10 protein-coding genes are annotated in these 14,078 nt (G+C 54.6%); 6 read left to right on the forward strand and 4 right to left on the reverse strand.

Translation table 11 applies throughout. The features are described 5' to 3' along the window. The first annotated feature begins 23 nt into the window (after positions 1-23). The 4 genes from lolA (at position 24) to ACR6AS_RS02720 (ending at position 4,839) form a co-directional block, all read left to right on the forward strand. Entirely contained in the window at positions 24-635 is a 612-nt protein-coding gene (lolA, locus tag ACR6AS_RS02705) for an outer membrane lipoprotein periplasmic chaperone LolA (RefSeq protein ID WP_031376650.1), read from the forward strand. A 7-nt stretch (positions 636-642) separates the two neighbouring features. Then, complete coding sequence (locus ACR6AS_RS02710; protein WP_111138820.1) at positions 643-1,986, forward strand: replication-associated recombination protein A; 1,344 nt, start codon at positions 643-645, stop codon at positions 1,984-1,986. A gap of 91 nt (positions 1,987-2,077) precedes the next feature. Then, positions 2,078-3,370, forward strand: coding sequence for a serine--tRNA ligase (gene serS / locus ACR6AS_RS02715; protein WP_111138819.1), 1,293 nt, complete (start codon positions 2,078-2,080; stop codon positions 3,368-3,370). A 317-nt stretch (positions 3,371-3,687) separates the two neighbouring features. Then, entirely contained in the window at positions 3,688-4,839 is a 1,152-nt protein-coding gene (locus ACR6AS_RS02720; protein ID WP_111138818.1) for an MFS transporter, read from the forward strand. 50 nt (positions 4,840-4,889) lie between these two features. On the opposite strand, the gene pflA is transcribed toward ACR6AS_RS02720, so the two are convergent. The 4 genes from pflA to ycaO all read right to left on the reverse strand — a co-directional run bounded on the left by pflA (position 4,890) and on the right by ycaO (position 11,148). Next, positions 4,890-5,630, reverse strand: coding sequence for a pyruvate formate lyase 1-activating protein (gene pflA, locus ACR6AS_RS02725; protein WP_111138817.1), 741 nt, complete (start codon positions 5,628-5,630; stop codon positions 4,890-4,892). A gap of 162 nt (positions 5,631-5,792) precedes the next feature. After that, complete coding sequence (gene pflB, locus ACR6AS_RS02730) at positions 5,793-8,075, reverse strand: formate C-acetyltransferase (RefSeq protein WP_434161059.1); 2,283 nt, start codon at positions 8,073-8,075, stop codon at positions 5,793-5,795. Between the two features lie 71 nt (positions 8,076-8,146). Further along, positions 8,147-9,007 carry a formate transporter FocA gene (gene focA / locus ACR6AS_RS02735; RefSeq protein ID WP_111138815.1) on the reverse strand — a complete coding sequence of 287 codons (861 nt, stop codon included), beginning with the start codon at positions 9,005-9,007 and terminating at the stop codon, positions 8,147-8,149. Positions 9,008-9,384: 377 nt separating this feature from the next. Continuing rightward, entirely contained in the window at positions 9,385-11,148 is a 1,764-nt protein-coding gene (ycaO, locus tag ACR6AS_RS02740) for a 30S ribosomal protein S12 methylthiotransferase accessory factor YcaO (protein ID WP_111138814.1), read from the reverse strand. A 312-nt stretch (positions 11,149-11,460) separates the two neighbouring features. On the opposite strand from ycaO, the gene serC reads away from it, so the two are divergent. Further along, positions 11,461-12,546, forward strand: coding sequence for a 3-phosphoserine/phosphohydroxythreonine transaminase (serC, locus tag ACR6AS_RS02745; RefSeq protein ID WP_293773889.1), 1,086 nt, complete (start codon positions 11,461-11,463; stop codon positions 12,544-12,546). An 82-nt stretch (positions 12,547-12,628) separates the two neighbouring features. After that, entirely contained in the window at positions 12,629-13,915 is a 1,287-nt protein-coding gene (aroA, locus tag ACR6AS_RS02750) for a 3-phosphoshikimate 1-carboxyvinyltransferase (RefSeq protein ID WP_367396216.1), read from the forward strand. Positions 13,916-14,078: the final 163 nt, after the last annotated feature.

Below are 14,078 nucleotides of genomic sequence, written 5' to 3' on the forward strand. Positions count from 1 at the left end.
GTTTAAATAAGGAATTGCAGCAGATGAAACTACGCGTAATCGCTCTGGGCCTGTTGGCCACCTTTTCTTCAGCCAGCGTTCTGGCTGATGCTTCCAGTGACCTGCAACAGCGTCTTAACAAGGTCAGCAGCTTCCATGCCAGCTTCACGCAAAAAGTGACCGACAGCAGCGGCGCTAACGTTCAGGATGGCGAAGGCGAACTGTGGGTGAAACGTCCCAGCCTGTTTAACTGGCATATGACTGCACCAGATGAAAGCATCATCATCTCCGACGGCAAATCGCTGTGGTTCTACAATCCGTTTGTTGAGCAGGCGACCGTCAGCCTGTTGCAGAATGCGACCAGCAACACGCCGTTTATGCTGATTGCCCGCAACCAGTCAAACGACTGGAAGCAGTACAACATCAAACAGCAGGGTGACAACTTCGAGCTGACGCCGAAAAACAGCGACGGCAATCTGAAGCAGTTCACTATCCAGGTTACGCCTGGCGGCACCATTAATCGCTTCAGCGCGATTGAACAGGATGGTCAGCGCAGCGACTACCAGCTGAAGAGCCAGCAGAACGGGGCTATCAGCCCGGATAAATTTACGTTCACACCGCCTAAAGGCGTCACGGTGGACGACCAACGTCAGTGAGGTCACGGTGAGTAACCTGTCCCTGGATTTTTCCACCGAAAATTTCAAACCTCTGGCCGCGCGGATGCGGCCAGAAACATTGAAACAGTACATTGGTCAGCAGCATCTGCTGGGCGCGGGCAAACCTCTGCCGCGCGCGATTGAAGCAGGGCACCTGCACTCAATGATCCTGTGGGGACCGCCCGGGACCGGCAAGACCACGCTGGCCGAGATCATCGCGCATTACGGTAACGCCGATGTGGAGCGCATCTCGGCGGTGACTTCCGGCGTAAAAGAGATCCGTGAGGCGATCGAACGCGCCCGGCAGAACAAACATGCCGGGCGGCGCACCATCCTGTTTGTGGACGAGGTGCATCGTTTTAACAAAAGCCAGCAGGATGCCTTTTTACCGCACATCGAAGATGGCACCATCACCTTTATTGGTGCGACCACCGAAAACCCCTCGTTTGAACTCAACTCGGCTTTGCTGTCGCGCGCTCGCGTCTACCTGCTTAAATCCCTGACGCAGGCGGATATTGAGCAGGTGCTGGATCAGGCGATGCAGGACAAAACCCGTGGGTATGGCGACAGTGACATCGTGCTGCCGGAGAATACGCGCCGGATGATCGCTGAACTGGTCAACGGCGATGCCCGCCGGGCGCTGAATACGCTGGAGATGATGGCGGACATGGCGGAAGCCGACGCCACCGGCCAGCGACAGCTGACGCCGCAGTTGCTCAATGAAGTGTCGGGTGAGCGCGCTGCGCGCTTTGATAACAAGGGCGACCGTTTCTACGATCTCATCTCGGCGCTGCACAAATCGGTGCGTGGCTCCGCACCCGACGCGGCGCTTTACTGGTATGCACGAATCATTACCGCAGGCGGCGACCCGCTCTATGTCGCGCGACGGTTGCTGGCTATTGCTTCAGAAGATGTTGGCAATGCCGATCCCCGCGGGATGCAGGTGGCGATTGCGGCCTGGGATTGCTTCACGCGCGTGGGACCGGCAGAAGGGGAGCGCGCGATTGCGCAGGCGATTGTTTATCTGGCCTGCGCACCGAAAAGTAACGCCGTCTACACCGCCTTCAAGGCCGCGATGCGCGATGCGCGCGACCATCCCGATTACGATGTGCCGGAACATCTGCGCAATGCGCCGACGAAGCTCATGAAAGAGATGGGGCTGGGTAAAGAGTACCGTTACGCGCATGATGAAACCCATGCCTACGCCGCGGGCGAAGTCTATTTTCCCCAGGCGCTGGCCGGTGCGCGCTATTACACCCCGACCACGCGCGGACTGGAGGGTAAGATTGGCGAAAAGCTAAGCTGGCTGGCTGAGCAGGATCAAAATAGCCCGACAAAACGCTACCGCTGAAACAGACGTTACGGTAATGTGAGCAATGTTTTCAACGCATTCCACGGAGTGCGCGCCTTCTTTTAACCAACTTTTAATACACAGGATAAGCATGCTCGATCCCAATCTGCTGCGTAATGAGCCAGACGCAGTCGCAGAAAAACTGGCACGCCGGGGATACAAACTGGATGTAGACACGCTGCGCTCGCTCGAAGAGCGTCGTAAGGTGTTGCAGGTGGAAACAGAAAATCTGCAGGCAGAGCGTAATGCCCGATCCAAATCCATCGGTCAGGCCAAAGCGCGTGGGGAAGACATCGAGCCGCTGCGTCAGGAAGTGAACGCACTGGGCGAACGCCTGGATAGCGCAAAAGCAGAACTGGACGAACTGCAGAATCAAATCCGTGACTTCGCGCTGGCGCTGCCGAACATTCCGGCAGATGAAGTGCCGCTGGGCAAAGATGACAGTGAAAACCAGGAAGTGAGCCGCTGGGGTACCCCACGCGAATTCAGCTTCCCGGTTAAAGATCATGTTGAACTGGGCGAAGCAGCCAAAGGTCTGGATTTTGCGGCAGCCGTGAAGCTGACCGGCTCGCGCTTTGTGGTGATGCAGGGTCAGATTGCCCGTCTGCATCGCGCACTGAGCCAGTTCATGATCGACCTGCACACTGAGCAGCATGGCTACCTCGAAACCTACGTGCCTTATCTGGTAAACCATGAAACGCTCTATGGTACCGGCCAGCTGCCGAAGTTTGGCGAAGACCTGTTCCACACCCGTCCGCTGGAAGAAGAGTCAGACAGCAGCCACTATGCGCTGATCCCTACCGCAGAAGTGCCGCTGACTAACCTGGCGCGTGACGAGATCCTCGAAGAGGAGAGCCTGCCGGTTAAACTGACCGCGCATACGCCATGCTTCCGTTCTGAAGCGGGATCCTACGGTCGCGACACGCGCGGCCTGATCCGTATGCATCAGTTCGACAAAGTGGAAATGGTGCAAATTGTCAGCCCGGAGCACTCTATGGAGGCGCTGGAAGAGCTGACCGGTCACGCTGAGAAAGTGCTGCAGCTGCTGAACCTGCCGTATCGTAAGGTGCTGCTCTGCACCGGTGACATGGGCTTCGGGTCAACCAAAACCTACGATCTGGAAGTCTGGCTTCCGGCGCAGAATACCTACCGTGAAATCTCATCCTGCTCAAACATGGGCGATTTCCAGGCGCGTCGCATGCAGGCGCGTTGCCGCAGCAAGCAGGATAAGAAGCCACGCCTGGTGCATACCCTGAACGGTTCAGGCCTGGCTGTCGGCCGTACGCTGGTCGCGGTGCTGGAAAACTATCAGCAGGAAGATGGCCGCATTGCGGTGCCAGAGGTTTTACGCCCCTATATGAACGGCGTCGACATGATCGGCTAAGCGATACCGACACGCTAAACCCGGCTCCGGCCGGGTTTTTTATGCGGACGGAACGCTGTGACCCGTCGAGCCAGACCAGAATTTATCACAAATAAACGTTATCGATATCAGACCCGCCCAAACGCTTAAAAATCTCATTTTTCATAGAGATAGCAATTAACCTCCCAATAGTTATAACGTTTGTAACCCACTGAAGATTAGTAAATTAAATTGTCGGGCAGCAAAATGTGCTGCGGTTAAATGTCGCCCATTGACTTTAAATAAGCGGATGGCAAACTGCGCGCAATTTCCTTTATCTGCTCTGGTTTTTATCCTCTATGTCAACCTGGTCACGCCCCGTGATATTTCTGCTTTGCGGCCTGATGTTAATGACCGTCGCCATCGCCGTGCTGAATACGCTGGTTCCTCTGTGGCTGACCCATGATCTTCTGACAACCTGGCAGGTCGGCATCGTCAGTTCCGCCTATTACACCGGAAATCTTGCCGGTACGCTGCTGGCGGGGTGGCTGATCAGCCGGTACGGTTTTAATCGCAGCTACTACCTGGCGACCGGGCTTTTTGCGCTGGCAACGGTGTGTCTGGCGATGATGCAGGGGTTCTGGATATGGAGCACGCTGCGTTTTATGGCGGGCGCAGGCTGTGCGCTGATGTGGGTGGTGGTGGAGAGCGCACTGCTTTGCAGCGGTACCGTCCGTAATCGTGGACGGCTGCTGGCAGCTTATATGATTGTTTATTACCTGGGCACCGTTGCCGGTCAGCTGCTGGTCAGCAGGCTTTCTACTGAGCTGCTGAGCGTGATCCCCTGGGTCACTGCGCTGGTGCTGTGCGCGGTATTACCGCTGGTCTTTACCCGGGTTTCCGCCAGTGGTGAAGCGGCGGAAGCGGCCCCGACGCGTATCTGGCCGATGCTTCGTCGCCGCAGTTCACGCCTGGGTATCAATGGCTGCATTATTTCCGGCATCGTTTTAGGCTCACTCTATGGCCTGATGCCGCTCTACCTGTCACATCAGGGCATGAGCGATGCGAATGTTGGTTACTGGATGGCACTGCTGGTGAGTTCAGGGATTGTCGGACAGTGGCCGGTAGGGCGTCTGGCCGATCGCTTTGGCCGGATGCTGGTGCTGCGTGTGCAGGTCTTTGTGGTCATCCTCGGCGCGATGGCGATGTTAAGCAATGCCGCCATGGCTCCGGCCCTGTTTGTTCTGGGGCTGGCGGGCTTTACGCTCTATCCGGTGGCGATGTCCTGGGCGTGTGAAACCGTGGCACATCACGAGCTGGTCGCAATGAACCAGGCGTTACTGATGAGTTATACCGTTGGCAGCCTGCTCGGCCCGGCCATGACCTCGGTGCTGATGCAAAACTATTCTGATCGCCTGCTGTTTGTGATGATCGCCGCGGTGTCGCTGATCTATCTGGTGATGCTGCTGCGCAAAGCGGATCAGCATGCTACACCGGTGGCGCATGCCTGAGGGCTGAAACATAAAAAGGGAGCTCAGGCTCCCTTTTTGCGGTTAAGACGTCAATACATCACTTCATGGCCATAGCTGGCGAGAATATTTTTTACCCGCTCCATGGTCTCTTTGTTCGGTGGTTTGACCCCCTCCAGTTTGTACTCTTCACCCATCGCGATCCATTTGTGTTTACCCAGCTCGTGGTAGGGCAGCAGCTCAATTTTCTCTACGTTTTCCATATCCCGCGTGAACTCGCCCAGACGGTGCGCCGTGTCATCATCATCGGAATAACCTGGCACCACGACAAAACGGATCCAGGTGCGTTTTCCCTTTTTCTGCAGGTAGCGGGCAAAGTCCAGCGTACGGTGATTGGAGACGCCAACCAGAATCTGATGGACATCATCATTCATCTGCTTCAGGTCGAGCATCACTAAATCTGTCACGTCGAGCAGTTCATCGATCACCGGGTCGTAACGGCGGACAAAGCCGTTGGTGTCGAGGCAGGTATGGATGCCTTCTGCTTTACAGGCGCGGAACCAGTCGCGGACAAATTCAGCCTGAAGAATCGCTTCTCCTCCTGATGCCGTTACGCCGCCACCCGAGGCGTTCATAAAGTGGCGATAGGAGAGCACGTCGGCCATCAGCGCGTCGACGCTGATCTCTTTGCCGCCGTGGGTATCCCAGGTATCGCGATTGTGGCAGTAGAGGCAGCGCATCAGGCAGCCCTGGAAGAAGGTGATGAAACGGATGCCGGGACCATCGACGGTTCCGCAGGATTCAAATGAGTGGATACGACCGTTAACTGACATTGCGATGTTTTCTCCAGTAGGTCTGCCGGGACAGACGGCGCAATCTCTGTTGCGCTCAGGGCAGGAAATCGATTCTGGTAGGCACCCCGAAAAGATGACGACCAGAACAGACTTTTTAAATAAAAGGCTCCGCGAGGAGCCTTTTATCACTCAGAACGGTGATTACAGGGACTGTGTGAAGGTACGGGTAATCACATCCTGCTGCTGCTCTTTGGTCAGCGAGTTAAAGCGTACAGCGTAACCGGAGACGCGAATGGTCAGCTGTGGATATTTTTCCGGATGCTCCATCGCGTCCAGCAGCATCTCACGGTTCATCACGTTGACGTTAAGGTGCTGACCGCCTTCGATGCTGGCTTCGTGATGGAAGTAACCATCCATCAGACCGGCAAGGTTGGTTTTACGCACGTTGTCATCTTTACCCAGCGCGTTTGGCACGATAGAGAAGGTGTAGGAGATACCATCTTTCGCATAAGCAAACGGCAGTCTGGCAACGGATGTCAGCGAGGCTACGGCGCCTTTCTGGTCGCGGCCATGCATCGGGTTAGCACCGGGTCCAAATGGCGCACCCGCGCGGCGTCCGTCCGGGGTATTACCGGTTTTCTTACCATAAACCACGTTGGAGGTAATGGTCAGAACAGACTGTGTTGGAACAGCATTGCGATAGGTGGTCAGCTGCTGAATTTTCTTCATGAAGCGTTCAACCAGATCACAGGCCAGGTCATCCACCCGTGGGTCGTTGTTACCGAACTGCGGATATTCGCCTTCGATATCAAAGTCGATAGCCAGGCCATCTTCGTCACGTACTGGTTTCACTTTGGCATATTTAATGGCAGAGAGTGAGTCTGCAGCCACGGAGAGACCGGCGATACCGCAGGCCATGGTGCGGTAAACATCGCGATCGTGTAAGGCCATCAGTGACGCTTCATAGCTGTATTTATCATGCATGTAGTGAATGATGTTCAGTGAAGTCACATACTGCTTGGCCAGCCAGTCCATGAAGTGGTCCATACGCGCCATGACGGTATCGAAATCCAGCACGTCGTCGCTGATTTTGTCACCTTTTGGTCCAACCTGCATTTTCAGCTTCTCATCCACGCCGCCGTTGATTGCGTAGAGCAGGGTTTTTGCCAGGTTGGCGCGGGCGCCAAAGAACTGCATCTGTTTGCCGACGACCATCGGGCTTACGCAGCAGGCGATGGCGTAGTCATCGTTATCGAAATCAGGGCGCATAAGGTCATCGTTCTCATACTGCAGGGATGAGGTGTCGATAGAGACCTTAGCGGCATATTTTTTGAAATTAACCGGCAGTTTTTCAGACCACAGAACGGTCATGTTCGGCTCAGGTGAAGGCCCCATGGTGTAGAGGGTGTTCAGGAAGCGGAACGTGCTTTTTGAGACCAGGGTACGGCCATCGACGCCCATACCGGCCAGGGATTCTGTCGCCCAGATAGGGTCGCCAGAGAACAGCTCATCATATTCCGGCGTACGCAGGAAACGCACCATACGCAGTTTCATGACCAGATGGTCAATCAGTTCCTGTGCCTGCTCTTCGGTCAGCTTACCGGCTTTGAGGTCACGTTCGATGTAAACATCGAGGAAGGTCGAGACGCGGCCGAAGGACATCGCCGCACCGTTCTGTGATTTCACTGCGGCCAGGTAGCCGTAGTAAGTCCACTGCACGGCTTCCATCGCATTGGTTGCCGGGCCGGAAATATCGTGACCATATTTTGCCGCCATCTCTTTGATCTGCGCCAGCGCACGATGCTGATCGGAGATCTCTTCACGCAGACGGATAGTGGCTTCCAGATTGACGCCGTTCTCTAAATCCTGCTGCAGTGAGGTGAACTGAGCGAATTTATCGGCCATCAGGAAGTCGATGCCGTATAACGCCACACGACGATAGTCGCCGATGATACGGCCACGGCCATAGGCGTCAGGCAGACCGGTCAGAATACCTGATTTACGGCAGCGCAGAATTTCAGGAGTGTAGACATCGAAGACGCCCTGGTTGTGGGTTTTACGGTACTCGGTGAAGATTTTTTTGAGTGAAGGATCAAGTTCACGGCCATAGACTTTGCAGGAGCCTTCAACCATCTTGATGCCACCAAAAGGAATGATGGCACGTTTCAATGGTGCTTCAGTCTGCAGACCAACGATTTTTTCCAATGACTTGTTGATGTAACCGGCGTCGTGGGAAGTGATCGTTGAGGCGAGGTCGGTGTCAAAATCGACAGGAGCGTGAGTGCGGTTCTCAATTTTGATGCCTTCCAGCACGCTTTCCCACAATTTTGTGGTCGCTTCAGTCGCGCCCGCCAGGAATGATTCATCACCTTCATAAGGGGTGTAGTTTTTCTGAATGAAGTCGCGCACGTTGACGCTATTCTGCCATTCGCCTTCAGCAAATCCTTCCCATGCTGAAGCCAGTTTTGCATTAAGTTCGGTCATAATATACCTGCCTTATATGAGGAGACTTTACGGTCGGGCACAGCTCTCGTTCTGTGCCGTCAGATTCAGAATCAGTGTGTCTGGCTGCCTTTGCGGAGATAGATAACCCAGTAGGTCAGCCCAACCAGCACGCCGCCGCCGATGATGTTGCCGATCGTCACAGGAATCAGATTGTCGAGAATAAAGTGACTGACGGTAAGCGATGGAAACTGTGCAGCCGATGAGCCAGCAGCCTGCCAGAACTCCGGTGTCGCGAAGTCGCGGATGGTAATGGCGTAAGGGATAAGAAACATATTGGCGATGCTGTGTTCAAACCCGCTGGCGACAAACATGCCAACAGGCAGAATCATCACGACCAGCTTATCGGTCAGAGTCCGGCCTGAGTAACTCATCCAGACGGCGAGGCAGACCAGCAGATTAGCCAGCGTGCCTAAACAGACCGCTTCCAGAAACGTGTGATGCATCTTGTGATCGGCGGTTTGCAGGACGTTCAGACCCCATGCGCCGTTTGCCACCATGTGCTGCCCGGCGAACCACATCAGCGCCACAAAGAAGAGGGCACCTGCAAGGTTACCGGCGTAGACGTTAATCCAGTTGCGGGCCAGCTGGCCCCAGCTGATGCGTCCACTGGCTTTGGCGACCACGATTAGCACCGTAGAGGTGAAGAGGTCGGCACCGCAGACCACCACCAGCATCAGGCCGAGGGAGAAACAGACACCCCCAATCAGTTTGGCCAGGCCATAGGGCATCGCGCCACTGCCGGTGGTCGCTGTAATGTAAAATACGAACGCGATTGAGATAAATACGCCAGCGTTTATTGCCAGAAAGAAGGTGGTGAAGGGGGACTTGGTGGCTTTATAGATACCGGCCTCTTCGGCCACTTTCGCCATTGCGGCGGGTAATAAAAGATTAAAAGGGTTGTCAGTTTTCACACTAACTTACTCCTGAAGTTGTCTGAAAAAATACTAACAAAGGCGTAGTGGGTGGTAATTGATATAGATCATGTTTGCCGAAATGATCGACAGCGGAAAGCGGAGATGAAAAAGCAATAACTATCTAATTTATTGAAAATAATGAATTAAATAAATTTTAAAAATACAAAAAATATTTTAAAGGCTGGAGGCGGAACCTTTTACTGAAAGAGGGGGCGTCAGGATTGAAACGATTGCATGTTAAATAAAATGATGCACTGTAATAAATAAGAATTTTAATGACGCTAATGTTTCAGTAAAAAAAGAGGCGGGAATAATGGCACCAGATAAATCCGGTGCCATGTCGTGCTGATGGTGTCAGGTTGCCCTGTCAGGCATTACGCGTTTTTCCAGAACTGACGTTTAGCCGCTTGCAGTTTTTCGTAGGCGGCAAGCAGGGACTGATGCGCAGGGAATGCCTGCAGCGTGTCATCAACTGGCTGAAGGCCATAGAATGGACTCTCACCACTGATAGCCGCTGAAGCCGCCTCCATTGCACTTTCACCATACATCCGCAGGAAAGCGTGATGATACTGCAGCGGATCGCGCTCATCTTCCATCGCCAGTAACAGCAGCGTCTGCAGGCAACGATAATAGTTTGCCCGCTCAGGCGTGAAGATTGAGCTGTTGAATTCCATTGTCCATTCAGTCCAGATCAGCGCCTGATCCAGATCGCCGCCTGCCAGCGCCAGCATCGCTTTTAACTCGCCCACGCGCAGCGTGTACCAGCCATTGTCTTTACCGGTCGCCAGACCCAGCAGCTCACGCACGCGCGTGAAGTCGTCAAAGCCTTCATCGTCAAGCTGACCGATCAGGTCCAGATACTCTTCCGGATTCCAGTTGCTGTCAGGCAGGGAGAGCAGGGTTTCACGGATACCCGCGCCCATGCTGTTGTTCGCCAGCACCAGATCTTCCGCCGGATAGATGTCTGACATGCCCGGTACGATGATACGGCAGGCGTATACGCCCAGATGCTCGTAATCGGCGATGTAGACTTCCTGATCTTCAGCGGCAAAGATCGCCATCAGTGTGGCAAATTCCTGCTCGGTGCTGCCCGCAAATGACCAGTCAACAAAGTCGTAATCGGCCGTCTCTTTGAACAGATCCCAGGAGATCAGACCGCTTGAATCGATGAAGTGCGTTTCGAGGTTGGCATGTTCAGCGACTTCCTCGTCGTCAAAAGTCGGTGGCGTAAACACGTCCAGATCTTTGAGGCTGCGGCCCTGCAGCAGTTCGGTCACGGTACGCTCCAGCGCCACACCAAAATCCGGGTGCGCGCCAAAGGAGGCAAAACAGGTGCCATTGGCAGGGTTGAACAGCACCACGCAGATGACCGGGTATTTTCCGCCCAGCGAGGCGTCATAGGCGAAAATCGGGAAGCCTTCGGCTTCCAGACGGGCAATCGCTTCTGTCACGTCAGGATAACGCTGCATGACGGCATCCGGGATGGCAGGCAGACTGATGGCTTCAGCAATAATGCGATTTTTAATGTAGCGTTCAAACACTTCCGACAGGCCCTGAACACGCGCTTCATTCGCCGTGTTACCTGCTGACATGCCGTTTGAAACATAGAGGTTGCCGATAATGTTCATCGGGATGTAGACGGTCTGCTGGTCGGACTGACGGGTAAAGGGCAGGGCACAGATCCCCCGCTCGGTATGACCAGACTGCAGATCAATCAGGCCGGACGCCGTCAGCGCCTGGTCAGGATCGTAAAACGCCCGCAGGCGCGGGTCCAGAATCCCTTCAGGCAGTGACTCATCGTCAGGGACGGCGAACCATTTCTCATTGGGATAGTGCACGAAATCGCCGTTAGCGATCTCTTTTCCCAGCCAGAAGTCAGCAAAAAAGTAGTTGGTTGAGAGACGCTCAAAATATTCGCCCAGCGCAGACGCCAGCGCCGCTTTTTTGCTGGCCCCTTTGCCGTTGGTAAAACAGAGCGGGCAATCGCGGTCGCGGATATGCACTGACCAGACATGGGGAACAGGATTAAGCCAGGATGCTTCTTCAATATTAAAGCCAAGATCCTGCAGCTTGTTCTGGAAACGCGCAATGGAGTCTTCCAGTGCGGCATCTTTGCCCGGGATAAATGTTTGCGTCATTGTGGCGCTCTCTCAGTTGTCATAGGGTGCGTAAAGCGCGCCATGATACGGACTTTGCTGACTGACCGCTATCAGGGCGGATAATTTTACCGGCTTAGTTTTCATCAGGCCCGCCTGCCAGCCAAATGCGGATTCACGGGGCCGGATGACGCCTCACAAAATTCCGTGCCGGTTTGCATTGGTAACATAACCTCCGGCGAGCCGGATTCAGAAAATGTGACCGCGCCCTGATTTATGATTGCAGCTATCAGAATGCAGTGATAAAACCGGATGATTATTCATAACCGTTCGATATAACAGTGGTGAGGGGAAATGACGCAGGTTTATAATTTTAGCTCTGGCCCGGCGATGCTACCGGTTGAAGTCCTTCGTCGTGCAGAACAGGAGCTGACGAACTGGCGCGGTCTGGGTACCTCTGTAATGGAGATCAGTCACCGCAGCAAAGAGTTTATTCAGGTGGCTGAAGAGGCAGAACAGGACTTCCGTGATCTGCTAAAAATACCGTCGAATTACAAAGTTTTATTCTGTCATGGCGGGGCGCGTGCGCAGTTTGCCGCCGTGCCGGGGAACCTGCTGGGAAGTGCGACCCGCGCCGACTATGCCGACGGCGGCTACTGGGCGCATAGCGCAATTAAAGAAGCGGAAAAATATTGTTCTCCACGCACGCTGGATGTCAAAACGACCCGCGACGGCAAACGTGCCATTCTGCCGATGCGCGAGTGGGCGGTCAGTGAAGACGCCGCTTACCTGCATTTCTGCCCGAATGAAACCATTGATGGCATCGCCATTGATGAACAGCCCGACTTTGGCAGCAAAACAGTCGTTGCTGATTTCTCTTCGACCATTCTGTCACGCCCTATCGACGTCAGCCGCTATGGCGTCATCTACGCAGGTGCACAGAAAAATGTAGGGCCAGCCGGCTTAACCCTGGTGATTGTGCGCGAAGACCTGCTGGGCCAGGCGCACGCCTCCGTGCCTTCTATTCTCGATTACAAAGTGCTGGCCGATAACGATTCAATGTTTAACACCCCGCCCACTTTTGCATGGTATCTCTCCGGGCTGGTGTTTAAGTGGCTGAAAGAGAAGGGCGGTGTAGCCGAAATTGATCGCATCAACCAGGCAAAATCTGACCTGCTGTATGGGGTTATCGACCACAGCGGCTTCTATCGCAATGATGTGGCGGCGGAGAACCGTTCCCGCATGAATATTCCTTTCCAGCTGGCTGATGCTTCTCTGGATGCGCTCTTCCTGGAAGAGTCGTTCAGGGCGGGCCTGCATGCGCTGAAAGGGCACCGTGTCGTAGGCGGTATGCGCGCCTCTATTTATAATGCGATGCCGCTGGAAGGCGTAAAAGCGCTGACGGATTTCATGGTTGATTTCGAACGCCGTCACGGCTGATTATTAAGATCTCAGCAATTATGCTGATGCCAGACCTCGTCATACGGCGAGGTCTCTGTATTTTTTGAGGATTTCGTTTCACATGCAGGACTCCCTGACTCTCCAGCCCATTGCCCGCGTCAATGGCACCGTAAATCTGCCAGGCTCAAAGAGCGTTTCCAATCGTGCTTTGCTGCTGGCTGCGCTGGCTAACGGCACCACGCGTCTCACCAACTTACTCGACAGCGATGATGTCCGGCACATGCTGAATGCGCTGACCGCGCTGGGCGTGAGCTATACGCTTTCCAGCGATCGCACGGTGTGTGAAGTCACAGGTAATGCCGGGCCGCTGCATGCTGCACAGCCGCTGTCACTGTTCCTGGGGAATGCCGGCACCGCAATGCGTCCGCTGGCTGCGGCGCTCTGTCTGGGCGAGCACGATCTGGAGCTGACCGGCGAACCGCGCATGAAAGAGCGTCCTATCGGCCATCTGGTGGATGCCCTGCGTCAGGGCGGCGCGACCATCGAGTACCTGGAAAACGAAAACTATCCGCCGCTGCGTTTACGGGGTGGGTTCACCGGCGGTGACGTCAGTGTGGATGGCAGTGTCTCCAGCCAGTTCCTGACCGCACTGCTGATGACCGCACCGCTGGCGCAGCAGGATACCTGTATCACCATTAAAGGCGATCTGGTTTCCAAACCTTACATTGATATCACCCTGAACCTGATGCAGTGCTTCGGCGTCACTGTGGAGAATCAGAACTATCAGCGCTTCCTGATCAAGGGACAGCAGCAGTACCAGTCGCCAGGTGACTATCTGGTTGAAGGCGACGCCTCTTCCGCCTCCTATTTTCTGGCTGCAGCCGCCATCAAAGGTGGCACGGTGCGGGTCACCGGGATTGGTCGCCAGAGCGTGCAGGGCGATATCCGGTTTGCAGACGTGCTGGAAAAAATGGGCGCAACCATCGAGTGGGGCGATGATTACATTGCCTGTACTGCGGGGAAACTGCAGGCGATCGATATGGACATGAACCATATTCCGGATGCCGCCATGACCATTGCGACTACCGCCCTGTTTGCTGAAGGCACAACCCAGTTGCGTAACATCTATAACTGGCGGGTTAAAGAGACCGATCGACTGAGCGCCATGGCCACTGAGCTGCGCAAAGTGGGGGCAGAGGTTGAAGAGGGACATGACTACATTCGTATCACGCCGCCGGCCACGCTGATCCATGCCGATATCGGTACCTACAACGATCACCGTATGGCGATGTGCTTCTCTCTGGTGGCGCTCTCCGATACGCCGGTGACCATTCTGGATCCCGGCTGCACCGCTAAAACCTTCCCGGACTATTTTATTCAGCTGGCAAAAATCAGCCAGCCTGCCTGATATCTCCTCTCCGGTGCGGTTTCGCACCGGATCCCCCCGGTTTGATCTGGCTGTCATTCCGCAGAGATCCTCTGAATTAACTAAGATTTCGAACCCTGTCAGTGCGAAAGGGTAACCAAGCCATGCTATGCAGCGTATAATGCTAAGCATTATTGGTGACCAG

It is taken from the genome of Pantoea phosphatilytica (genome assembly GCF_051025615.1).
GTDB lineage: Bacteria > Pseudomonadota > Gammaproteobacteria > Enterobacterales > Enterobacteriaceae > Pantoea.